The 22166-nt window shown below is 67.6% G+C and carries 20 protein-coding genes; 11 read left to right on the top strand and 9 right to left on the bottom strand.

Annotated features, from left to right (window positions below):
- The first annotated feature begins 158 nt into the window (after positions 1–158).
- The 5 genes from FL625_RS01375 (at position 159) to ilvN (ending at position 5308) form a co-directional block, all read left to right on the top strand.
- Complete coding sequence (locus FL625_RS01375) at positions 159–563, top strand: VOC family protein (protein ID WP_149586836.1); 405 nt, start codon at positions 159–161, stop codon at positions 561–563.
- 103 nt (positions 564–666) lie between these two features.
- Positions 667–1581 carry a calcium/sodium antiporter gene (locus FL625_RS01370; protein ID WP_149586835.1) on the top strand — a complete coding sequence of 305 codons (915 nt, stop codon included), beginning with the start codon at positions 667–669 and terminating at the stop codon, positions 1579–1581.
- 323 nt (positions 1582–1904) lie between these two features.
- Positions 1905–3650 carry an acetolactate synthase 3 large subunit gene (locus tag FL625_RS01365; protein ID WP_149586834.1) on the top strand — a complete coding sequence of 582 codons (1746 nt, stop codon included), beginning with the start codon at positions 1905–1907 and terminating at the stop codon, positions 3648–3650.
- Between the two features lie 60 nt (positions 3651–3710).
- A complete protein-coding gene (locus FL625_RS01360) occupies positions 3711–4712 on the top strand; it encodes an acyltransferase family protein (RefSeq protein WP_149586833.1) in 1002 nt (333 codons plus the stop codon).
- Positions 4713–4747: 35 nt separating this feature from the next.
- Positions 4748–5308: an acetolactate synthase small subunit gene (gene ilvN, locus FL625_RS01355; protein WP_149586832.1), complete on the top strand. Its 561-nt coding sequence runs from the start codon at positions 4748–4750 to the stop codon at positions 5306–5308.
- 38 nt (positions 5309–5346) lie between these two features.
- Here ilvN and FL625_RS01350 read toward each other — a convergent pair whose 3' ends face one another.
- The 3 genes from FL625_RS01350 to FL625_RS01340 all read right to left on the bottom strand — a co-directional run bounded on the left by FL625_RS01350 (position 5347) and on the right by FL625_RS01340 (position 8693).
- Entirely contained in the window at positions 5347–6117 is a 771-nt protein-coding gene (locus FL625_RS01350) for an enoyl-CoA hydratase-related protein (RefSeq protein ID WP_149586831.1), read from the bottom strand.
- A gap of 135 nt (positions 6118–6252) precedes the next feature.
- Positions 6253–6723, bottom strand: a complete 471-nt coding sequence (locus tag FL625_RS01345; RefSeq protein WP_149586830.1) for a cytochrome c-type biogenesis protein — start codon at positions 6721–6723, stop codon at positions 6253–6255.
- On the bottom strand, positions 6720–8693 hold the full coding sequence (locus FL625_RS01340) for a heme lyase CcmF/NrfE family subunit (protein ID WP_149586829.1): 1974 nt from the start codon (positions 8691–8693) through the stop codon (positions 6720–6722). Before FL625_RS01340 ends, FL625_RS01345 begins: the two co-directional genes overlap by 4 nt.
- A 176-nt stretch (positions 8694–8869) precedes the next feature.
- Between FL625_RS01340 and rocF the strand changes: the two genes are divergently transcribed.
- A complete protein-coding gene (rocF, locus tag FL625_RS01335; protein WP_149586828.1) occupies positions 8870–9793 on the top strand; it encodes an arginase in 924 nt (307 codons plus the stop codon).
- A gap of 84 nt (positions 9794–9877) precedes the next feature.
- Here the strand turns inward: rocF and FL625_RS01330 are convergent, their stop codons facing one another.
- Positions 9878–10912: a lysine-2,3-aminomutase-like protein gene (locus FL625_RS01330; protein ID WP_149586827.1), complete on the bottom strand. Its 1035-nt coding sequence runs from the start codon at positions 10910–10912 to the stop codon at positions 9878–9880.
- Positions 10913–10967: 55 nt separating this feature from the next.
- Positions 10968–11237 carry an usg protein gene (locus FL625_RS01325; protein ID WP_149586826.1) on the bottom strand — a complete coding sequence of 90 codons (270 nt, stop codon included), beginning with the start codon at positions 11235–11237 and terminating at the stop codon, positions 10968–10970.
- Positions 11238–11429: 192 nt separating this feature from the next.
- On the opposite strand from FL625_RS01325, the gene gyrA reads away from it, so the two are divergent.
- From gyrA to gluQRS, 4 genes are all read left to right on the top strand, one after another.
- Positions 11430–14144: a DNA gyrase subunit A gene (gene gyrA, locus FL625_RS01320; protein WP_149586825.1), complete on the top strand. Its 2715-nt coding sequence runs from the start codon at positions 11430–11432 to the stop codon at positions 14142–14144.
- Complete coding sequence (locus FL625_RS01315; protein ID WP_200833846.1) at positions 14134–14445, top strand: hypothetical protein; 312 nt, start codon at positions 14134–14136, stop codon at positions 14443–14445. The genes gyrA and FL625_RS01315 overlap by 11 nt, the downstream gene beginning before the upstream one ends.
- A gap of 72 nt (positions 14446–14517) precedes the next feature.
- Positions 14518–15846, top strand: coding sequence for a methylenetetrahydrofolate--tRNA-(uracil(54)-C(5))-methyltransferase (FADH(2)-oxidizing) TrmFO (gene trmFO, locus FL625_RS01310; protein WP_149586824.1), 1329 nt, complete (start codon positions 14518–14520; stop codon positions 15844–15846).
- Entirely contained in the window at positions 15834–16682 is an 849-nt protein-coding gene (gluQRS, locus tag FL625_RS01305; RefSeq protein WP_149586823.1) for a tRNA glutamyl-Q(34) synthetase GluQRS, read from the top strand. The genes trmFO and gluQRS overlap by 13 nt, the downstream gene beginning before the upstream one ends.
- A 35-nt stretch (positions 16683–16717) precedes the next feature.
- Here the strand turns inward: gluQRS and hisI are convergent, their stop codons facing one another.
- Complete coding sequence (gene hisI, locus FL625_RS01300; protein WP_149586822.1) at positions 16718–17089, bottom strand: phosphoribosyl-AMP cyclohydrolase; 372 nt, start codon at positions 17087–17089, stop codon at positions 16718–16720.
- A gap of 61 nt (positions 17090–17150) precedes the next feature.
- Here hisI and FL625_RS01295 point away from each other — a divergent pair, with 61 nt between their 5' ends.
- The gene (locus FL625_RS01295) at positions 17151–17594 is read left to right on the top strand and encodes an iron-sulfur cluster assembly scaffold protein (RefSeq protein WP_149586821.1); all 444 of its coding nucleotides are present in this window, start codon (positions 17151–17153) and stop codon (positions 17592–17594) included.
- 127 nt (positions 17595–17721) lie between these two features.
- On the opposite strand, the gene FL625_RS18455 is transcribed toward FL625_RS01295, so the two are convergent.
- The 3 genes from FL625_RS18455 to ligA form a co-directional block, all read right to left on the bottom strand.
- Positions 17722–17844, bottom strand: coding sequence for a hypothetical protein (locus tag FL625_RS18455; protein ID WP_268815750.1), 123 nt, complete (start codon positions 17842–17844; stop codon positions 17722–17724).
- Between the two features lie 100 nt (positions 17845–17944).
- Complete coding sequence (gene recG, locus FL625_RS01290) at positions 17945–20029, bottom strand: ATP-dependent DNA helicase RecG (protein WP_149586820.1); 2085 nt, start codon at positions 20027–20029, stop codon at positions 17945–17947.
- The gene (gene ligA, locus FL625_RS01285) at positions 20026–22143 is read right to left on the bottom strand and encodes an NAD-dependent DNA ligase LigA (protein ID WP_149586819.1); all 2118 of its coding nucleotides are present in this window, start codon (positions 22141–22143) and stop codon (positions 20026–20028) included. Before ligA ends, recG begins: the two co-directional genes overlap by 4 nt.
- Positions 22144–22166: the final 23 nt, after the last annotated feature.

Here is a 22166-nt window from a genome sequence, read left to right as displayed (position 1 = left end):
GGTCAGAAAACCTTACCAAACGGCCCGCATTGCCGGTTGGCACCGCCTGTTGGCGCTATCATCTGCCGGCGGGGGGCCCAGGGGGCAGACAACTGCCTGCCGACCGGGCAAATCTTGCGCGTGAATCGAGAATCACCTGCCGCGAAAGAGCCAGCCCCATGTTCAGTTACGTCTCGCTCGGCACCCGCGATCTTGCCCGCGCCCTGCCCTTCTACGACGCGGTCCTCGCGCCGCTCGGCCATTCCCGTCTCGAGGACTACGACCCCGAGGACCGCTCGGCCGCCTGGGGGCTGGACGATCCGGGGCCGCATCTGTGGGTGACCCAACCCTTCGACGGCGCACCGGCCACACCGGGAAACGGGGTGATGGTCAGCTTCCTTGCGCCCTCGCGCGCGGCGGTGGATGCCTTCCACGCCGCGGCGCTGGCCCATGGCGGCACCGACGAGGGCGCCCCGGGACTGCGCCCGCAGTATGGCCCGAACTTCTATGCCGCCTATGTCCGCGACCCGGACGGCAACAAGCTGAACGCGGTCTGTTACCTGCCCGACACGGCCACGCACTAGCCGCAGGCAAATCTGCGCCGGCGCTGCCGAATTTCCGGCGCGGCCCCTTGTATTCGCGCAGCGCACGCCAACCTTGTGCCCGAAACCAGCAGGGTGAGATCTCGTGACCTATCTTCTGTTCGTTGTCGGCCTCGGTATTCTTGTGGCGGGCGGTGAGGCGCTTGTGCGCGGCGCATCGGCCATCGCCCGCGCCTTCCACCTGTCGCCGCTGCTGATCGGCCTGACCATCGTCGGCTTCGGCACCTCTGCCCCCGAGATGATCGTCTCGGTCCAGGCGGCGCTGGCCGGCCAACCCGGAATCGCCATCGGCAACGTGATCGGATCGAACATCTCGAACGTGCTGTTGATCCTTGGCATCTCGGCCCTGATCGCCCCCCTCATCATCCCCGGCCGCAAGCTCTGGCGCGACCTGGCCTTCATGCTGGGCGCAACCGCGATCGTCTGGTTCCTGCTTCTGGACGGGCAGATCACCCGCACCGACGGGCTGATCCTTCTCGCAGGTCTCGCCGCCTTCCTGACCACGGCGGTGATCGCCGGCAGCGGTCACCCCCCCGAGCCGGGGACCGAGACCATCGGCCCGAACTGGAGGCCCTGGATCATGACCGGCGCGGGACTTGCGGGACTTGTGATCGGCGCGCGCCTTCTGGTCGACAGCGCCACCACCATCGCCCGAGATTTCGGGATCTCCGAGGCGGTGATCGGCCTGACCATCGTCGCCGTCGGCACCTCGTTGCCGGAAATGGCGACCAGCGTCATCGCCGCCTTCCGCAAGCATACCGAAATCGCGGTCGGCAACATCGTGGGGTCGAACATCTTCAACATCTTCGGCATCCTGGGGATCACCGCCCTTGTCGCCCCGATCCCGGCCGAGGCCCGCTTTGCCGCCGTTGACATGTGGTGGGTCGCGGGCTCGTCGGTGGGTCTTGCCGCGGTGGCCTTCGTGCTGGGCGGCCTGCCGCGGATTGCCGGGGCGGGGCTGCTTGCCGCCTACGGGGCCTATCTGGCCTTCATCGGCTGACCGCCGTTTCGGCCCGTTCGGGCGGCATGCACGCGGCCGCCCCCATGGCCGTTCGGAAAGTTGCGCGGCACAATGCTCAGTCGCAAGAAAAGTTCAATATCCACGGCGTTACGCGACATTTTCGTATTGCAAATCCCGTTGACGACCGGCATATCGCCCCCTACTGTTCCGACCGAACGTGAAGGGGATGGGCCCATGGCCAGACTTCTTGTCATCGTAGGAAGGACGCGCATGGGCCGGTGACGGTTGACCATAACGGTTCCCATGCGCCCCCGAAGGAAACCTCGGGGGCTTTTTGTTGCGCGAGAACGGAGACGCGGTAAATGTCGAAGCAGATGACCGGTGCGAAGATGGTGGTCCAGGCGCTGAAGGATCAGGGCGTCGAGGTCGTCTTCGGCTATCCCGGCGGCGCGGTGCTTCCGATCTATGACGAGCTGTTCCTGCAGAACGACATCCGCCACATCCTCGTCCGCCACGAACAGGGCGCGGTCCACATGGCCGAAGGCTATGCGCGCTCCACCGGCAAGCCGGGCGTGGCGCTGGTGACTTCCGGCCCCGGCGCGACCAATGCCGTGACCGGCCTCACCGACGCGCTGATGGATTCGATCCCGATCGTGGTGCTGACCGGCCAGGTCCCAACCTTCATGATCGGCACCGACGGCTTCCAGGAGGCCGACACGGTGGGCATCACCCGGCCCTGCACCAAGATGAACTGGCTCGTGAAGGACACCGCAAAGCTGTCGGAAACCATCCACCAGGCCTTCCACGTCGCCACCCACGGCCGCCCCGGCCCGGTCTTGATCGACATTCCAAAGGACGTGCAGTTCGCCACCGCCGACTACACCCCTGCCGAGAAGGCCAAGATCTCGCATTACCAGCCCCGCACCGAGGGCGACCCCAACCAGATCGCCCGCCTGGTCGAGATGATGGAAACCGCCGAGCGTCCGATCCTCTACACCGGCGGCGGCGTCATCAACTCGGGCCCGCGCGCAAGCCAGCTCTTGCGCGAACTGGCCAACGAGACGGGCTTTCCCGTGACCTCCACCCTGATGGGCCTCGGCGCCTATCCCGCAAGCGGCAAGAGCTGGATCGGCATGCTGGGGATGCACGGGCTTTACGAGGCCAACCTTGCCATGCACGGCTGCGACCTGATGATCAACATCGGTGCCCGCTTCGACGACCGGATCACCGGCCGGGTCAAGGATTTCAGCCCGCGCTCGAAGAAGGCGCATATCGACATCGATCCCTCTTCGATCAACAAGGTCATCCATGTCGATGTGCCAATCCTCGGCGACGTGGCGAAGGTGCTGGAAGAGCTTCTGCGCCAATGGCGCGCGCGCGGGTCGCGGACCGACAAGGCGGGCCTCGCGAAATGGTGGAAGCAGATCGACGAGTGGCGCGCGGTAAAGTGCCTCGCCTACAAGCCCTCGACCAGCACGATCAAGCCGCAATACGCGCTGGAACGGCTGGAGGCGCTGACCAAGGGCATGGACCGCTACATCACCACCGAGGTCGGCCAGCACCAGATGTGGGCCGCGCAGTTCCTGGGGTTCGAGGAGCCGAACCGCTGGATGACTTCCGGCGGCCTCGGCACCATGGGCTACGGCCTGCCCGCCAGCATCGGCGTGCAGATCGCCCATCCCGAGGCGCTGGTCATCAACGTGGCCGGCGAGGCGTCGTGGCTGATGAACATGCAGGAAATGGGCACCGCGATGCAGTTCCGGGCGCCGGTCAAGCAGTTCATCCTGAACAACGAACGGCTCGGCATGGTGCGCCAGTGGCAGGAACTGCTGCACGGCGAACGCTATTCCTCCTCGTGGTCGGAAAGCCTGCCCGATTTCGTCAAGCTGGCCGAGGCCTTCGGCTGCAAGGGCATCAAGTGCGACGACCCGAAGGACCTCGACGACGCGGTCATGGAGATGATCCGCCACGACGGGCCGGTGATCTTCGACTGCCTGGTGGAAAAGCACGAAAACTGCTTCCCGATGATCCCCTCGGGCAAGCCGCACAACGAGATGCTGCTCTCCGCCGACGCCGAGGCGTTCCGGTCGGGGGCGGTGCTGGTGTGATGCGCCCGGACCCCGGAGTTCGGTCCGGGGTCCGGCCGACCAGCCGCAGGCAGATCACAGATGACCCTTCCCGCCGAGTCCCGCGCCCAGACCCGCGACCTGTCGCTGGATGTCGCCAAGGGCGTCGGCATCCTCTTGGTCGTCATCGGCCATGCCTGGCGCGGCCTCGACTCGGCGGGCATGATCGGCAACCCCGACCTGTTCCGCCTGATCGACCGGCTGATCTACAACTTCCACATGCCGATGTTCTTCATCCTCTCCGGCATGACCTTCCAGGCCTGGGCGCTCCGCCGCCCGCTGGCCGAGGCCGCGAGCAGCCGCCTGACCCGGCTGATCTGGCCGCTGGTCCTCTGGACCTACCTCTTCGCCGCCGCGCGCCTCGCCGCCGGGGATGCCGCCAATACCCAACTGAGCGGCTGGCAGAGCCTGGCCTTCTGGCCCCTGCCGCCGCGCGACCATTTCTGGTTCCTCTGGGCGCTGTTCCTCCAGCACCTCGCCGTGCTTGGCCTGATCCGCCTCGTCACCGGCCCTCTGCCCGCGCCAGCCTGGGCGATGCTAGCCGCGCTGATGGTGCTGGGCTCCAGCTTCACCCCTTACGGCCTGACCCCCTGGACCTTCGGTGCGCTGACCTATGCCGGGGCCTTCCTGACCGGCCTCGCGCTCGGCCAGACGAGCGTCCGGCCGGAAGGCCTTACGGCGCTGGTCATCGCCGCCCTGGCCTTCATCGGTTTGCAGGTGCTCAGCTTCCGACTGCCCGAGACGCTGCTGACCACCCAACTCCTCGGCATCGCGCTCTCGCTCGCCGCGCTGGCGGTGATCCATGCGCTCACCGCGGCGCGCAGTGGGCGCCTCTTGCGCCTTTTCGCCTGGCTCGGCGTCTCCTCGATGGGGATCTATCTCGCCCACACCATCTTTTCCGCCGGCACCCGCGCGGTGCTCTCGCGCTTCACGCTGGACCTGTCCCTGCACATGATCGCCGGAACGCTGGCCGGGATCATCGGCCCGCTCCTGATCTATGCCGTCATCCGCCGCATCGGCCGCCCGGCCTGGATCGGCTTCTAGACCCCATGCCACCCCTCAACGGAAGGTAATCCCCCGTGTCCGCACTGAACATCAAGAAAGGCTCGACCAGCCATTCCGCCTATGACCTCCGTTCGGCCAATTCCGAGGTCGAGGAATCCCACACCCTCGCCGTCATCGTGGAAAACGAACCCGGCGTCCTGGCCCGCGTGATCGGCCTCTTCTCGGGGCGCGGCTACAACATCGACAGCCTGACCGTGGCCGAGGTGGACCACACCGGCCACCGCTCGCGCATCACCATCGTCACCCGCGGCACCCCCGCCGTCATCGACCAGATCGAGGCGCAGCTCTCCCGCATGGTCCCGGTCCACGCCGTCCACGACCTGACGATGGACGGCCCCTCGGTCCAGCGCGAACTGGCCCTGGTCAAGGTCAGGGGCAAGGGCGAGCACCGGATCGAGGCGCTGCGGCTGGCCGAGATCTTCCGCGCGAACGTGGTCGATTCCACGCTGGAAAGCTTCGTGTTCGAGATGACCGGCACACCGGAAAAGATCGACGCCTTCGCCGACCTGATGCGCCCCCTTGGCCTGGTCGAGATCGCCCGGACCGGCGTGGCCGCACTGAAACGCGGCTTCTGACGTGGCCCCCCAAGAATTTTCGCCGAAAATTCTAGGGCCTACCGCCCCGTGAACCGCGGCGCGCGCTTTTCCTGGAAGGCCGCCACGCCTTCGCGGAAATCCTCAGACTGCCCGCAGATGCCTTGCAGCCGCGCCTCCACGGCGAGCTGCGCCTCGAGGCTCTGGTCAAAGGCTCCGCGCAGCGCCTGTTTCAGCGCGGCATAGGCCCCGGTCGGGCCAGCGGCAAGCTTCGCCGCCCGCGCCGCCACCACCTCGGCGAGCCGCTCGTCCGGCACCGCCTCCCAGATCATCCCCCAGTCCGCCGCCTGCCGCGCGGGCACCGGCTCGGCCAGAAGCGCCGCGCCCATCGCGCGCTGCAACCCCACCCGGCGCGGCAGGAAACTGGTGCCGCCCGCATCCGGGATCAGCCCGATCCGGGTGAAGGCCTGGATGAAGACCGCGCTTTCCGCCGCGATCACCAGGTCGCAGGCCAACGCCAGGTTCGCCCCCGCCCCTGCCGCCACCCCGTTCACTGCCGCGATGACCGGCACCGGAGCCTCGGTGATCGCCCGGATCATCGGCACATATTCGCCGTTCAGCACCGCCTCGAACCCGGCCGCGTCCAGACCCGAGGCATCGCTCAGGTCCTGCCCGGAACAGAACCCCCGCCCCGCCCCGGTCAGCACGATCACCCGCGCCCCGTGCCCCTCCAGAAGCGCGGCGGTCAGTTCCCGCCGCAACGCGCGGTTCAGCGCGTTCATCACCTCGGGCCGGTTCAGCGTGATCCGGCAGATGTCCCCTTCCCGTTCGACCTGCACAAGCCCTGCCATCCGCTCCTCCCTCGTTCAGGGGCGCCTCCCCTCCCCCTCCGTGGGGAGGGGATGGGGGTGGGGGGCCGAGCGCCCCTCCCGCGCCCCGCACCTCGATAGCCCGACCGACGCCCCGGGCCAAAGCCCGACGCGGCGTCACTGTTTCAGGATTTCGCGCAGCCGCGCCTCTTCCTCGGCGCTCAGCGTGGCCTCGGTGCTTGCGCGCCGCCGTCCTGCGGCGACCGCAACCGCGATCCCGGCGATCAGCAGCGCCGGACCGGCCAGCCACAGGACCAGGTTCACCCCTTCGGCCCGGGGCTTGAACAGCACCCCCTCGCCATAGCGGGCGACGATGAAATCCACCACTTCCGTGTCGCTGTCGCCCGCCACCAGCCGCTCGCGGATGATCAGCCGCAGGTCCCGGCTGATCGGAGCATTGGAATCGTCGATCGTCTCGCCCTGGCAGACCGGGCAGCGGATCTCGCGGCTGATCGCCCGGGCGCGGGCTTCCAGCGCGGGGTCGGCCAGCATCTCGTCGGGCTGCACCGCCCATGCGGGGCTGAGCATCAGGAACAGGGCAAGGATGTAGGGTGGGGTTCCACCCCACCGCGACTTGAGCGATGTCATTCCGCCGGCACTCCCGCCAGATCCTGCCGCCGGGCACCCGCCGCGACACGATAGCGCCGGTCGGACAGGCTGAGGATGCCGCCAAACGCCATCAGGATCGCCCCGCCCCAGAGCCAGTTGGCGAAGGGCTCGATATAGCTGCGTACCGCCCAGCCGCCGCTTTTCTGCCGGTCGCCCAGCACCAGATAGAGGTCGCGCGTGAAGCCATAGTCGATCGCGGCCTCGGTCGTGGGCATCTGCGCCACGGGGTAGAACCGCTTTTCGGGGTTCAGCACCGCGATGGGCACGCCGCCCTTCGCCACCGTCATCGTGCCCATGGTCGAGCTGTAGTTCGGCCCCTCGACCTCTTCCACTTTGTCCAGCCGCACCGTGTAGCTGCCCAGCGGGAAGCTTTCGCCCTCCTGCACCACGCGGATGTCCTCGATCTTCCAGGCCAGCATGGCCGAGACGGCAAAGATCGTGACTCCCAGCCCGAAATGCGCCGTGGCCTTGCCCCAGTCGGCCCGCGGCAGACGCGCCAGACGGGCAAAGCGCGCGCCGACGTCCTCGCGCCCCGTCCGCGCCCAGAGGTCGGTCAGCGCGCCGAAGGCGACCCAGGCCCCCAGCATCAGCCCGACCGGACCCAGCGCCGTCCGCCCGGTCTGCATGGCCCATGCCAATGCCGCCAGCGCCAGAGCCAGCACCGCCGCCGGGGCCAGCGACCGAAGCGACCGCGCGATGGACCCGCGCTTCCACGCCAGCATCGCCCCGGGCGGCAGGATCAGCGCCAGCGCCACCATGAAGGGGCTGAAGGCCGCATTGAAGAAGGGCTCGCCCACCGAAAGGTCACGGCCCAGCAACATTGTGCCGACAAGCGGCCAGATCGTCCCCACGAAGACGACAAAGGCCGCGACCGTCAGCAGGATATTGTTGGCCACCAGCGCGCTTTCGCGGCTGACCAGGCTGAAGACCCCGCGCGCCTCCATCACTCCGGCGCGCAGCGCGAACAGGATCAGGGCCCCACCGGTGAAGACGCCCAGGATCAGCAGGATGAAGACCCCGCGCTCCGGGTCGTTGGCGAAGGCATGCACGCTGGTGATGACGCCCGACCGCACGAGGAAGGTGCCGATCAGGCTGAAGCCGAAGGCCATGATCGCCAGAAGGATCGTCCAGGCCTTCAGGCTTTCACGCTTTTCCACCACGATCGAGGAATGCAGCAGCGCCGCGGCCAGCAGCCAGGGCATGAAACTGGCGTTCTCCACCGGGTCCCAGAACCAGAACCCGCCCCAGCCAAGCTCGTAATAGGCCCACCACGACCCCAGCGCGATGCCGATGGTCAGGAAGACCCAGGCCGCCAGCGTCCAGGGCCGCACCCAGCGCCCCCAGGCGGCATCGACCCGGCCCTCGATCAGGGCGGCGACGGCAAAGCTGAAGGCCATGCTGAGGCCGACATAGCCGAGGTAGAGGAAGGGCGGATGAAAGGCGAGGCCCGGGTCCTGCAACAGCGGGTTCAGGTCCTGCCCGTCCAGCGGCGGCGCCGCCAGCCGCCAGAACGGGTTCGAGGTCAGAAGCAGGAACAGCATGAAGGCCACCCCGATCAGCCCCTGCACCGCCAGCACGCGCGCCTTCAGCCGCACGGGCAGGTTGCCGCCGAAGGCCGCCACCGCCGCGCCATAGACCGCCAGGATCAGCACCCAAAGGAGCAGCGAGCCCTCGTGGTTCCCCCAGACACCGGAAATCTTGTAGAGCATCGGCTTCAGCGTGTGCGAATTCGACACCACCACGGCCAGCGAGAAGTCGGACGTGACGAAGGCCCAGGTCAGCGCCGCGAAGGACCAGCCGACCAGAAGCAGCTGCATGCCCGCCGCCGGCCCCGCCAGCGCCATCAGCCGCGCATCGCCCCGATGCGCGCCCCACAGGGGCAGCGTGGACTGCACCAGCGCCACCATCAGCGCCAGGATCAGCGCGAAATGTCCAAGCTCGACGATCATGCGGATGCTCCTGTCGTTTGCGCAATGATAGGCCGCCCCGGCCCCGGGCGAAAGCCCTGCGCCCTTCCGCCGCGCTCTGTCGGCAGAATGACCGGGTCGGTGGCCGCAAGCCGCCGATTTGCCGGTTGCCAGCCGGCCGACCGCCCCGCTACATCCGTCCTGAAGCGGAGGTTCCCATGCCCAAGACCATCCTGATCGGCGCCCCCATCGACACGGGCCAGAAACGCCCCGGCTGCCTGATGGGCCCCGCCGCCTACCGGGTTGCGGGCATCGCCCGCGAGATTGCCGCCGAAGGCCACGGGGTCGAAGACTGGGGCGATCTCGCTCTGCCCGAACTGCGCGAGGTCTCCTGCCCGAACCCGGTCGTGCACGACCTCGCCGAAACCGTGGGCTGGGCGGAAATCCTGATGGACCGGGTGGACGACGCGCTGTCCGAGGGCGGCTTCCCGATCATCATGGGCGGAGACCACTCGCTTGCCCTCGGCTCGGCCGCCGGGGCCGCGGCCTATGCCAAGCGGCAGAACCGCCCGCTGTTCCTGTTGTGGCTCGACGCCCATTCCGACTTTCACACACCGCTCACCACCACCTCGGGCAACCTCCACGGCACGCCGCTCGCCTATATCGCTGGCCGCGACGGCTTCGACGCCTTCCCACCCTTCCCCGCCCCCGTGCCCGCGCACCGGATCTGCATGTTCGGCATCCGCTCGGTCGATCCGGCGGAGAAGGCCGCCATGCAGGAACGTGACATCTTCGTGAACGACATGCGGGTGATCGACGAACGCGGCCTCGTCGCCCCCTTGCGCGAATTCCTCGACCTCGTGCGCCGCGAATCCGGCATGCTGCACGTCTCGCTCGATGTCGATTTCCTCGACCCCTCGATCGCCCCGGCCGTCGGTACCACCGTTCCCGGCGGCGCCACCTTCCGCGAAGCGCATCTGGTGATGGAACTCCTCCACGAATCCGGGCTCGTCACCTCGCTCGATCTGGTGGAACTGAACCCCTTCCTCGACGACCGCGGCATGACCGCGCGGCTGATGGTCGATCTCGTAGGATCGCTGATGGGCAAGAAGGTGTTCGACCGCCCGACGCGGGCCAAGTGACGCTCATCCCGCCCTTGCGGGCAGTCTTCGCTGGCCCGGGGCGCACCCGGCGAAGAGCGACCGAAGGAAGCGATGAGCGGCCCGTCAGAGGTCCCGATACAGGTGCTCTCGTCCCTGCGGATCGGTCACGACCCAACTGTCGCCCGCGCGCCGCAGATACTCAGGCCCGACCGGCACCTTGCCGTGCCCGCCGGGAATGTCCAGCACATAGGTCGGCTGGGCGATCCCGGTCAGCCGCCCCCGCAGTGCCGCCATGATCGCCTGCCCCTCCTCCAGCGTCAGGCGGAAGTGGCCCGTGCCCTTCGCCAGATCGGGATGATGCAGGTAATAGGGCTTCACCCGATGGCGGAGCAGCTTGCGGAACAGCGCCTCCAGCACCTCCGGGTCGGCATTGATCCCGCGCAACAGCACCGTCTGCGACAGAAGCGGCACCCCGGCCCGGGTCAGCCGACGCAGGGCCGCCGCCGCCGCCTCGGTGATCTCTTCGGGATGGTTGACATGCACCACCATCCAGACCGGCAACGCCCGGTCCAGAACCCCGGCCAGCGCCTCGGTCACGCGCTCCGGCGCCACCACCGGCACGCGGCTGTGGAACCGCACCAGATCCAGCGTCCCCAGCGCCTGAAGCCGGTCGAGCATCCCGCCCAGCCGCCGCGCCGACAACACCAGCGGATCGCCCCCGGTAAAGATCACCTCGCGCACCGCCGGGGTGGCGCGCAGATAGTCCAGCACCTGGCGGAACTCCGCCTCGGACAGGGCACCCGCGCTGCCCACCGTCTCGCGTCGGAAACAGAAGCGGCAATAGACCTCGCAGGCCTGGGTCGCATGCAGGATCGCGCGGTCGGGATAGCGATGGGTCAGCCCCGGCACCGGGCGATGCGCATCGTCGCCGATGGGATCGGCCAGCTCTTCGGGGCGGATCTGCAACTCGCGCGCATCGGGACGGAACTGGGCCCGCACTCCCTCGGCGGCTGTCCCCGCCATGGCCGGGCTGATCCGCACCCGGAAGCTCTCTGCCACCTGCGCCAGCATCGCGCGGTCGGCCGGATCGGTCAGCCCTACCCGTTCCATGGCCTCGAGGCTGGTCAATGCGGCGGGAGTGGTCGGGCGTGCGGTCATGCCGCGCGGGCCTAGCTGCTGTGCCCGCCCCACGCAACCCCTTCCGGCCCCGGCCTCAATGCAGCCGGAACTCGCCCACCACGTTGCGCCATTCCCCCGGAGCGATCAGCTTGCGATGGGTGAAGCGCACCGAATGCAGCGGCCCCTCGATCTTTTCCTGCCAGAATTCGATGAACTTGAAGAGCGCGGGATAATCCGGCGCCAGATCGTATTCCTGCCAGATGAAGCTGTTGAGAACGTTGCGATAATCCGGCATCCGGTAGTAAAGCTCGGCCGTGGTCAGCCCATAGCCCTTCAGCATCAGCTCCGTCTCGCGTCCGACCATGCGGATCCTCCTTTCTGGTGGTCCATGACGGAATCATGACAAGGCCAGCTTAAAAATCAATGAAAACAGTATGTTGTCACTCATCCTTGATGGCTGCCAGCCCGACGGCAACCCGCCATTGCACCCCATAGCTTGGATGGTGTATCCTGCCGCCTGCTAGATGTTGATACCGCAAGGAAGGCGCGCGCCCTCATGGCCGAGACCCCGGAAGATACTGACAACAAAGAAGAAAACCCGGAACGTCCCAGCTGGCACGGCCCCCAGGTCGATATCGCGGCCGAGATGAAGACGGCCTATCTCGACTACGCGATGAGCGTGATCGTTTCCCGGGCAATCCCCGACCTGCGCGACGGACTGAAGCCGGTCCACCGCCGCATCCTCTTTGCCATGCAGGAATCGGGCAACACCCACGACAAGCCCTACCGCAAGTCGGCCCGTCCCGTGGGCGACACGATGGGGAAATACCACCCCCACGGCGACAGCGCGATCTATGACGCACTGGTGCGCATGGCGCAGCCCTTCTCGATGTCGCTGCCGCTCCTCGACGGCCAGGGCAACTTCGGTTCGATGGACGGCGATAATGCTGCCGCCATGCGCTATACCGAAGTGCGGATGGACAAGCCCGCCGCCTTCCTTCTGGCCGACATCGACAAGGAAACCGTCGATTTCCAGGACAACTACGACGGCAAGGACAAGGAACCCACCGTCCTTCCCGCCCGCTTCCCCAACATGCTGGTCAACGGCGCGGGCGGCATCGCGGTGGGCATGGCCACCAACATCCCGCCGCACAACCTCGGCGAGGTGATCGACGGCACGCTTGCCCTGATCGAGAACCCCGACATCTCCATGGAACAGCTCATGGAGATCATCCCCGCTCCCGATTTCCCCACCGGCGGGGTGATCCTCGGCCGGTCCGGCGCCCGCAAGGCCTATCTCGAAGGCCGCGGCTCCGTCATCATCCGCGCCAGAACCCATGTCGAGGAGCTGCGCAAGGACCGCTGGGCCATCGTCATCGACGAGATCCCCTATCAGGTCAACAAGGCCACGATGATCGAGAAGATCGCCGAGCTGGTCCGCGAAAAGCGGGTCGAGGGCATCGCCGGGATCGCCGACGAATCCGACCGGATCGGCGTGCGCGTCGTGATCGAGCTCAAGCGCGACGCGACGCCCGACGTCGTGCTGAACCAGCTTTTCCGGTTCTCGACGATGCAGGTCTCGTTCGGCTGCAACATGCTGGCCCTGAACGGCGGCAGACCAGAACAGCTGACGCTTCGCGATTTCCTCAGCCATTTCATAACCTTCCGCGAGGAAGTTGTCGCACGTCGCACCGCCTTCGAACTCCGCAAGGCGCGCGAGCGCAGCCACATCCTCTGCGGCCTCGCCGTCGCCGTGTCGAACGTGGACGAGGTGGTCGCGACCATCCGCGCCTCCGCCGACCCGGCCGAGGCACGCGACCGGCTGATGACCCGCCGCTGGCCCGCCCATGACATCGCCGCGTATATACGGCTGATCGACGACCCCTCGCACACGATCAACGAGGACGGAACCTACAACCTGTCCGAGATCCAGGCCCGCGCCATCCTTGACCTGCGTCTCCAGCGGCTGACCGCGATGGGGGTCAAGGAAGTCACCGACGAGCTCGAGGAATTGGCTGGCAAGATCAAGGACTTCCTCGACATTCTTTCCTCGCGCGACCGGATCATGGCGATCATCTCGGACGAGTTGCGCGAGGTGAAGGCCCTCTTCGCCGTCCCCCGCCGCACCGAGATCGCCGACTGGTCCGGCGACATGGAGGACGAGGACCTGATCGAGCGCGAGGACATGGTCGTGACCATTACCTCGGGCGGCTACATCAAGCGCACCCCGCTCGCCGAATTCCGCGCCCAGAACCGGGGAGGCAAGGGCCTCGCCTCGATGCAGACCAAGGACGATGACGTGGTCACCACGCTTTTCGTCGCCAACACCCACACGCCGCTCCTGTTCTTCACCACCGACGGGATGGTCTACAAGCTCAAGACCTGGCGCCTGCCTCTTGCGGGGCGCAACGCCCGCGGCAAGGCCCTGGTCAACATCCTGCCGATCGAGACCGGCATCACCATCGCCGCGCTGATGCCGGTGGACGTGCCCGAGGAAGACTGGGGCAACCTCCAGATCGTCTTCGCCACCTCTGACGGCGACGTGCGGCAGAACGACCTTTCCGACTTCACCAACGTGATGCGCAACGGCAAGATCGCGATGAAGCTGCCCGAGGGCGTGAGCCTCGTGAACGCCGCCATCGCCGACGAGAACGACGACGTGATGCTCGTCACCGAGGCCGGCCGCGCCATCCGCTTCCCCACCACCGAAATCCGCGTCTTCCGCTCGCGCGAATCGACCGGCGTGCGCGGCATCCGACTGGCCGAGGGCGACCATGTCGTCTCGATGTCGATCATCCGCCACTTCGAGGCCACGCCCGAGGAACGGCAGGCCTATCTGAAACAGCGCCGCCTCATGGCCGGGATCACCGAGGACGAGGGCGACGACGAGGAAGACACCGTTCCCGCCGGCCAACTTTCCCCCGAACGCTATGCCGAGATGTCGGCGGCCGAGGATCTGATCCTCACCGTCACCAAGGGCGGTTCGGGCAAGCTGTCCTCCAGCCACGACTACCCCGTGCGCGGCCGCGGCGGCATGGGCGTGAAGGCCATCAGCCCCGGCCCCCGCGGCGGCCGCATCATCGCCTCCTTCCCGGTAGAGCTTTCCGACCAGATCATGCTTGCCACCTCGACCGGCCAGTCGATCCGGGTGCCGGTGGACCAGATCAGCTTCCGCTCGCGCAGCGCGGGCGGGGTCAAGGTCTTCTCCATCGCCGCGGACGAGGAAGTCGTCTCCGTCGCCCGCGTCGCCGACCAGGGCGATGACAGTTGAGGACCGCCTCGCGGCGCTGGCCGCCGCGGGGCAGACCATCACCTACGGCGAACTTGCCCGCGATCTCGGTCTGCGCATGGCGGAGCTCACGGCGCGGCTCGAAGCCCTGATGGAGGAGGACGCCGCCGCCGGTCGCCCCTTCCGCGCCGCCCTCCTCCGCCAGCGCCTGTCACCCGACCATCTGCCCGCCCCCGGCTTCTTCCTCAAGGCAGCCGCCCTCGGCCGCCCTGCCTCTGACCCGCAAAGCTTCACCCTGGCCGAACGCCACGCCCTTCATCTGTCCGCAAATATCCCGGGGTGAATGGGCCCGAAGGGCCCAGAGGGGCAGCGCCCCTGCTTGCAACGCCTGCCCCGCACCGCTACATCCGCCCGCATGGAACCCCTGCACATCATCGGCGGCGGCATGGCCGGATCCGAGGCCGCCTGGGCCGCCGCGAACCTCGGCGTCCCGGTGGTGATCCACGAGATGCGCCCCAAGGTTGCCACCTTCGCCCACCGGACCGGCGATTTCGCCGAGATGGTCTGCTCGAACTCCTTCCGCTCCGACGACCACGAACGCAATGCCGTGGGCCTGATCCACTGGGAAATGCGCGCCGCCGGCAGCCTGGTGATGGAAATGGCCGACCGCCATCGCCTGCCGGCCGGCGGCGCTCTGGCCGTGGACCGCGACCCCTTTGCCCGCGCCGTGACCGAACGGCTCAAGGCCCACCCGCTGATTTCCACGTCGTATGAGGAAGTTACCCAGCTTCCTTCATCCGGGCACTGGATCATCGCGACCGGCCCGCTTACCAGCCCGGCCCTGGCGGAAAGCATCCGTTTCGCCACGGGCGCCGAGGCGCTGGCCTTCTTCGACGCGATCGCTCCGATCGTATATACAGAGTCGATCGACATGTCCGTCGCCTGGATGCAAAGCCGCTACGACAAGGGCGAAAGCGAGGACGAGAAGAAGGCCTACATCAACTGCCCGATGAACCGCGACCAGTACGAAGCCTTCATCGACGCCCTCCTCGCCGCCGAGAAGACCGAGTTCCACGAAGGTGAAACCGCCGGCTATTTCGACGGCTGCCTGCCGATCGAGGTGATGGCCGAACGCGGCCGCGACACCTTGCGCCACGGCCCGATGAAACCGGTCGGCCTGACCAACGCGCATCGCCCGGAGGAAAAGCCTTATGCCGTGGTCCAGCTCCGCCGCGACAACAAGCTCGGCACGCTGCACAACATCGTCGGCTTCCAGACCAAGATGAAATACGGCGCGCAAACCTCTGTTTTCCGGATGATTCCGGGACTGGAAAATGCCAGCTTCGCCCGTCTCGGCGGCATCCACCGCAACACCTTCATCAACTCGCCCACGCTCTTGGACGCGCAGATGCGGCTGAAATCGCGCCCGTATCTACGCTTTGCCGGGCAGATCACCGGGGTCGAGGGCTATGTCGAATCCGCTGCCATGGGCCTCCTGGCGGGCCGCATGGCCGCGCATGAGATCCTCGGGCGTATGCTTCCCCCGCCGCCCCCGGAAACCGCGATGGGGGCGCTTGTCACCCACATCACCGGCGGGGCCGAGGCGAAGACCTTCCAGCCGATGAACGTCAACTTCGGCCTCTTCCCGCCCATCGAGGCGCGGGGGGGCCGCCGGGGTCGTCATGACCGCTACAAGGCCTATACCGACCGGGCGAAGCAGGCGTTCACGGAATGGCTTTCGTAACCCGCTTCGCCCCCAGCCCGACCGGCCCGCTGCATCTTGGCCACGCCTATTCTGCGATCCTCGCCCATGACATGGCCCGCGCCGAGGGCGGCCGGTTCCTGTTGCGGATGGAGGATACCGACCTCGACCGCTGCCGCCCGGAGTGGGACGCCCTGATCCAGGAGGATCTCCGCTGGCTCGGCCTTGCCTGGGACGGCCCGATCCTGCGCCAGTCCACGCGGATCGAGGACTACAACATCCGCCTCGAAGCCCTTGCCGATACAGGACTTCTCTATCCCTGCTCCTGCACCCGCGCCGACATCCGGGCGGCCCTTGCCGCCCCGCAGGAAGGCGTGGCCTTCGCCGTCTATCCCGGCACCTGCCGCCACCGCCCGATGTCCGACCGACGTCCGGGCGACGCCCTGCGGCTGAACCTCGCCGCCGCGCTCGACCAGTTGTCGGGCGCCGACCTCGCCTTCACCGAAACCGGCCCCGCCCATGCCGGACGGCACTGCATCGACCCCGCTCGCGCTCTGGCCGAGATCGGCGACGTGGTCCTGTCGCGGAAGGGAGTGGGCATCGTCGCCTATTTTCTCGCCTCCGCCTTCGACGATGCCGACCAGGGCATCACCCATGTCATCCGGGGCGAGGATCTGTTCGACTTCACGCCCGTCCAGGTGATCCTGCAACATCTCTTCGGCCTGCCGACACCGATCTACCACCACCACCGCCTGATCCGGGACGAAGCTGGCAAGCGGCTCGCCAAACGCGACGACGCGCGGGCGCTTTCCAAATACCGGGCCGAGGGCGCGACCCCCGCCGACATCCGCAGGATTGTCGGATTGCCAAATCCTTAACGCCCGCGACCAAGTCATTGATTGCAAAGGAAGGATCAGGAATGTCCACCGTGGACAGGATCAAGGAAGACCACCTCTTCCCCGTCCCGCACCGCCGTATAGAAGCACGACCGCCGGTTCGTGTGACAGGCCGGCCCCTCCTGTTCGACCAGCGCCAGCAGGCAGTCCCGGTCGCAGTCCACCCGCAGCTCGACCAGCCGCTGATGGTGCCCCGAGGTCTCGCCCTTCACCCAGAACGTCCCCCGCGAGCGCGACCAGTAGGTGACCTTCCCCGTCTCCAGCGTCCGCGTCACGGCGGCGGCGTTCATCCACGCGACCATCAGCACCTCGCCCGACACCGCGTCCTGCGCCACGCAAGGCAGCAGCCCCGCGGCATCATACTTTAGTGTGGCCGGGTCGAAGGACATGGGCTTCTCCTTGGCAGTCAGGCGGCGCAGGTCTACATAAGGGGTCAGCCGAGGGATTACCATGAGCGACAGCGACCTCATCAAGCTCTACTCCGCCCGCATCCTCGGGCTCGCCGCCGACATCCCGCATCTCGGCCGCCTGCCCGCCCCGCAGGGCACCGCCCGGCGCCGCTCGCCCCTCTGCGGCTCGACCGTCACGGCGGATGTGGTGGTGCAGGACGGCAGGGTCGCCGAGTTCGCCCAGGACGTGAAGGCCTGCGCGCTGGGCCAGGCTTCGGCCGCGGTGCTGGGTCAGGTCGTCCTCGGGCGCAGCCTGCCCGAACTGCAAGCCGCAAGAGATGCCTTGCGCGCCATGCTGAAGGAGGGCGGCCCCGTGCCGGCGGCCCCCTTCCAGGGTTATGAAGTCCTGCTTCCCGCCCGCGACTACAAGAACCGGCACGCCTCGATCCTCTTGGCCCTGGAAGCCGTCTGCGAAGCGATGGAGGCCGCGCAGGCCGCTGCCTAGCCGGACGCAGCACAAAAAGCCGCCGCGCATCCCATGGGACGGCGGCGGCAGTGGCGCTTCTGGATGGACGGCGGGCCAGGCGAGGCGGACCGTCACATTTCAGGGGACAGAGCGCGGGGCAGAAAGCTCAGTGCAGGCCGGGCAACGACAGCACGGCAAACAGGATCACGAACAGCGAGGCAACACCGACGAGGTCCTCCATCGCGCCTTTCGGGGTGTGGCTCAGCAGGGTCTTCATGGTGTCTTTCACGGCGTCCTCCATGATCTGTTGCTGCATTGTTCTCACATCGGCAATGCCATGTAAAGAACTTTTTAAGAACATTCGCGAACAGATCGGAACAAGCCGCGACTCAGCCCACGCTCATCAGCCGCAGCGCGCGGTCCTGGTCCATCAGCCAGAGGAGCACCCGTGCAGCCTTGCCCCTGGAACCGGACAGGCCCGGATCGTCCAGCAAGAGCTTCCGCGCATCCGACTGGGCCAGTTGCATCAGGCCCGCCTGGCGTTCCAGATCCGCCACGCGAAAGCGCGGCAGGCCGGATTGCGCGGTTCCGATCAGGTCGCCCGCCCCGCGCATCGCCAGGTCCTCCTCGGCGATGCGGAAGCCGTCCTCGGTGTCGCGGATCGTGGTCAGGCGGCGCCGCCCGGTCTCGTTCAGCGGCGGCTGATAGAGCAGCAGGCAGGTCGAAGCCCCCTCGCCCCGCCCGACCCGTCCGCGCAACTGGTGCAGCTGCGCCAGGCCGAAGCTTTCCGCCTGCTCGATCACCATGATCGTCGCGTTCGGCACGTTGACGCCAACTTCGATCACCGTGGTCGCCACCAGGACCGAGGTCTCGCCGGCCAGGAACCGCGCCATTGCCGCGTCCTTCTCGGCCGGCGGCATCTGGCCGTGGACCAGGCCGACCCGGTCGCCCAGGGCAGCCCGCAAGGATCGGAACCGTTCCTCGGCGCTGGCATAATCCACCACCTCGGATTCCTCGACCAGCGGGCAGACCCAATAGGCCTGCCGCCCCTCGGCCACGGCCTTGCGCAGGTGCTCCACCACCTCGTCCAGCCGCGCAGCCGAGACCATCGCGGTGCGGATCGGCTTCCGGCCCGCCGGCTTTTCGTCCAGGACCGAGACATCCATGTCGCCATGGGTCGCAAGGGCCAGGCTCCGCGGGATGGGCGTGGCGGTCATCACCAGCACATCCACCGCCGCACCCTTGGCGCCAAGCTCCATCCGCTGCGCAACCCCGAAGCGGTGCTGTTCATCCACCACCGCCAGCCGCAAGTCCTTGAATTCCACATCCTTCTGAAAGACCGCATGGGTTCCGACGAGGATCGGAATACGCCCCGCCGCCAGGTCTTCCAGCTTCATCGCCCGCTCCGCCCCCCGGTCCCGGCCGGTCAGCAGCTCCAGCCGCACGCCGGCCGCCCGGGCCAGCGGTGCCAGCCCCTCGAAATGCTGCCGCGCCAGGATTTCCGTAGGGGCCATCATCACGCCCTGCCCGCCAGCCTCGACCGCGATCAGCAGCGCCAGGAACGCGACCAGAGTCTTCCCGGACCCCACATCGCCCTGCAACAGACGGTTCATCCGCAGGGGTTGCGCCATGTCGGCGGCGATTTCGCGCACCGCGCGAACCTGGGCGCCGGTCGGCTGATAGGGAAGGCTTTGCAATACCTTGTTGCGCAGACTTCCATCGCCTTCGGTTGCCAGGCCCTTGGACTTCCGCAGGGTGCTCCGAGCGATCGCCAAGGTCAGCTGGTGGGCGAAAAGCTCGTCATATGCCAGCCGCTGCCGGGCAGGATGGGTGAAGGCAAGCCCCGCCGCATCCGCCGGACCATGCGCTGCCGCCAGCGCCTCGGCCCAGCCGGGCCAGCCCTCGCGTGCCCTCAGTCCGGGGTCGATCCATTCCCCGACATCGGGGATCCGGGTCAGCGCCGCCGCCACCGCCTTGGCCACCACCCGTTGCGACAGGCCGGCACTCAGCGGATAGACCGGCTCGTAGGCCGGAATCTCGGCGGCCTCCTCGACCCGCAGCACATGGTCGGGATGCACCATCTGCGCCACGCCGTCGAAAAGCTCCACCTTCCCCGAAACCAGCCGCCTCTGCCCGGTCGGCAGAAGCCGGGCCAGCGCCTCGGCCCTGGCGTGGAAATAGACGATCAGGAACTCGACCTTCGCGTCGCGGACATGCACCCGATAGGGCCCGCCCTTCCGCCGTGGCGGGACGTGCTGGCCGATCTCGACCTCGACCGTCAGGGTTGCCGGCGGCCTGACATCGCGCACCGAGGGCCGCAGCGCCCGGTCCACCCCGGAATGGGGCAAGAGGTAGAGCAGGTCCTTCGGTCGCGTCACGCCCAGGGCCTCGAAGGCCCTGGCCGCCTTCGGCCCGACCCCGGGCAGCGTCTCGATCTCCGCAAACAGCGGAAACAGGATCTCTGGCCGGCTCATCCTCCGATCAGCCGCAGCCAGGCGTCCTCGTCGATGATCTCGATGCCCAGCCGTTCGGCATCCTTCGCCTTGGAACCTGCGCCGGGGCCGGCCACCACGAGATCGGTCTTGGCGCTGACGCTGCCGGCGACCTTGGCTCCCAGCGCCTCGGCCCGGGCCTTGGCCTCGGCGCGGGTCATCCGTTCCAGCGTCCCGGTGAAGACCACGGTCTTGCCGGCAACCGGGCTGTCGGTGGCCGCGGCGGCAACGGGCAGGACGGTCAACATGCCGACCAGCCGGTCCACCTCGGCGCGTTCGGGACTGTCGGGATGCAGGGCATCCACCAGCGCCCTCGCGCTGACCTCGCCGATCCCGTCGATCGCCGTCAGCGCCTCCCAGTCCGGTCCCGAGCAGTCGCGCGCGGCATCGATGGCCTGCACGAGGGCCTCCCAGGTGCCGAAGTGGCGGGCCAGAAGGCCGGAGGAGGTTTCTCCGATATGCCGGATTCCAAGGGCAAAGATCAGCCGGTCCAGCCGGATCCGGCGCCGCGCCTCGATCGCCGCGAACAGCTTGGCGGCGGAGACTTCTCCGAAGCCGTCGCGGTTACGCAGTTTCTGCAGGGGGTTGGCAGCGTCTCTTTCGGCCAGGGTGAAGATGTCGGCCGGGCTCCGGACCGGCAGGATGGGATCGTTGAAGAACATCTCGATCTGTTTCGCGCCGAGGCCCTCGATATCGAAGGCGTTGCGGCTGACGAAATGCTTCAACCGCTCCACGGCCTGCGCCGGACAGATCAGCCCTCCGGTGCACCGGCGCACCGAATCGCCCGGCTCGCGGTGCGCCGGGCTGCCACACTCCGGGCATACGTCCGGAAAAACAAAGGGTTGCGCATCACTCTTGCGGCGTGCGAGATCCACGTCTGCGACCTTGGGGATCACATCGCCGGCGCGATAGACCTGCACCCAGTCTCCGACGCGGATGTCCTTTCCGCCCCGGATCGGCTGGCCGCGGCTGTCGCGACCGGCAATGTAATCCTCGTTGTGCAGCGTGGCATTCGAGACGACGACGCCCCCCACCGTCACCGGCCGCAGCCGGGCCACGGGAGACAGCGCGCCGGTCCGACCGACCTGGATGTCGATGCCGAGAAGCTCGGTCCAGGCCAGTTCGGCCGGGAACTTGTGCGCGATCGCCCAGCGGGGGGTCGACGAGCGGAAGCCCAGCCGCTGTTGCAGGGCAAGATCGTTCACCTTGTAGACGACGCCGTCGATGTCATAGCCCAGCGTGGCCCGCTGCGCTTCGATCCGGCGGTAATGCGCAAGCATCGCCTCGGGTCCGTCGCAAAGCACTGTCAACGGATTTGTCTGGAATCCCAGTTCGTTGAGACGGGCGATTGCGCCAAGCTGCGTCGTGGACAAGGGGGCCGAAACCTCGCCCCAGGCATAGGCGAAGAACCGAAGCGGCCGACTGGCGGTGATCGAGGCATCCAGCTGGCGCAGTGACCCCGCGGCGGCATTGCGCGGGTTGGCGAAGGTCCGGTCGCCCGTGGCGGACTGGCGCTCGTTCAACGCCGCGAAATCGGCATGCGACATGTAGACCTCGCCGCGCACTTCCAGCACTACGGGGGCGCCGGTCAGGCGCTGCGGGATGTCCGCGATGGTGCGTGCGTTCTCGGTGACATTCTCGCCGACCTCGCCATCCCCCCGCGTCGCCGCCTGCACCAGCACCCCGTCCTCGTAGCGCAAGGACAGGGACAACCCGTCGATCTTTGGCTCCGCCGTGTAGTCGAGCGCGCCGCGATGCCCCAGGAACTTGCGCACGCGGTCGTCGAACTCGGCCACCTCCTCTGGGGTAAAGGCGTTTTCCAGCGACAGCATCCGCACCCGATGCGCGACCTTGCCGAACCCCTCGGCGACGGTCGCCCCCACCTGGTCCGTCGGCGAATCCGGGCGCTTCAGAGCCGGGAACCGCGCCTCGATCGCGGCATTGCGCCGCTTGAGGGCGTCGTATTCGGCATCCGATATCTCGGGCGCATCCAGCGTGTGATAGGCGGTGTTCGCGGCCGCAATCGCCTGTGCAAGCCGCGCAAGCTCGGCCCGCGCCTCGGCTTCTGTCAGCACCTCGACCGGTTTGTCCGTCATCCCTCTCCCCGACCCCTATGCCG

The sequence above is a fragment of the Tabrizicola flagellatus genome (assembly GCF_008271465.1).
Lineage (GTDB): Bacteria > Pseudomonadota > Alphaproteobacteria > Rhodobacterales > Rhodobacteraceae > Tabrizicola > Tabrizicola flagellata.
The sequence above is the reverse complement of the archived record's forward strand: the minus strand, read 5'-3'. Positions and strand labels throughout refer to the sequence as shown.

Bases quoted from the DNA above. Each gene is read 5' to 3' on its own strand.
- FL625_RS01360 (WP_149586833.1), top strand. From the start codon at position 3,711: ATGACCCTTCCCGCCGAGTCCCGCGCCCAGACCCGCGACCTGTCGCTG.
- hisI (WP_149586822.1), bottom strand. From the start codon at position 17,089: ATGTCCTTCGACCCGGCCACACTAAAGTATGATGCCGCGGGGCTGCTG.
- rocF (WP_149586828.1), top strand. From the start codon at position 8,870: ATGCCCAAGACCATCCTGATCGGCGCCCCCATCGACACGGGCCAGAAA.
- FL625_RS01350 (WP_149586831.1), bottom strand. From the start codon at position 6,117: ATGGCAGGGCTTGTGCAGGTCGAACGGGAAGGGGACATCTGCCGGATC.
- FL625_RS01325 (WP_149586826.1), bottom strand. From the start codon at position 11,237: ATGGTCGGACGCGAGACGGAGCTGATGCTGAAGGGCTATGGGCTGACC.
- recG (WP_149586820.1), bottom strand. From the start codon at position 20,029: ATGAGCCGGCCAGAGATCCTGTTTCCGCTGTTTGCGGAGATCGAGACG.
- gyrA (WP_149586825.1), top strand. From the start codon at position 11,430: ATGGCCGAGACCCCGGAAGATACTGACAACAAAGAAGAAAACCCGGAA.
- trmFO (WP_149586824.1), top strand. From the start codon at position 14,518: ATGGAACCCCTGCACATCATCGGCGGCGGCATGGCCGGATCCGAGGCC.
- ligA (WP_149586819.1), bottom strand. From the start codon at position 22,143: ATGACGGACAAACCGGTCGAGGTGCTGACAGAAGCCGAGGCGCGGGCC.
- FL625_RS01365 (WP_149586834.1), top strand. From the start codon at position 1,905: ATGTCGAAGCAGATGACCGGTGCGAAGATGGTGGTCCAGGCGCTGAAG.
- FL625_RS01315 (WP_200833846.1), top strand. From the start codon at position 14,134: ATGACAGTTGAGGACCGCCTCGCGGCGCTGGCCGCCGCGGGGCAGACC.
- FL625_RS01295 (WP_149586821.1), top strand. From the start codon at position 17,151: ATGAGCGACAGCGACCTCATCAAGCTCTACTCCGCCCGCATCCTCGGG.
- FL625_RS01340 (WP_149586829.1), bottom strand. From the start codon at position 8,693: ATGATCGTCGAGCTTGGACATTTCGCGCTGATCCTGGCGCTGATGGTG.
- gluQRS (WP_149586823.1), top strand. From the start codon at position 15,834: ATGGCTTTCGTAACCCGCTTCGCCCCCAGCCCGACCGGCCCGCTGCAT.
- FL625_RS01375 (WP_149586836.1), top strand. From the start codon at position 159: ATGTTCAGTTACGTCTCGCTCGGCACCCGCGATCTTGCCCGCGCCCTG.
- FL625_RS01345 (WP_149586830.1), bottom strand. From the start codon at position 6,723: ATGACATCGCTCAAGTCGCGGTGGGGTGGAACCCCACCCTACATCCTT.
- FL625_RS01330 (WP_149586827.1), bottom strand. From the start codon at position 10,912: ATGACCGCACGCCCGACCACTCCCGCCGCATTGACCAGCCTCGAGGCC.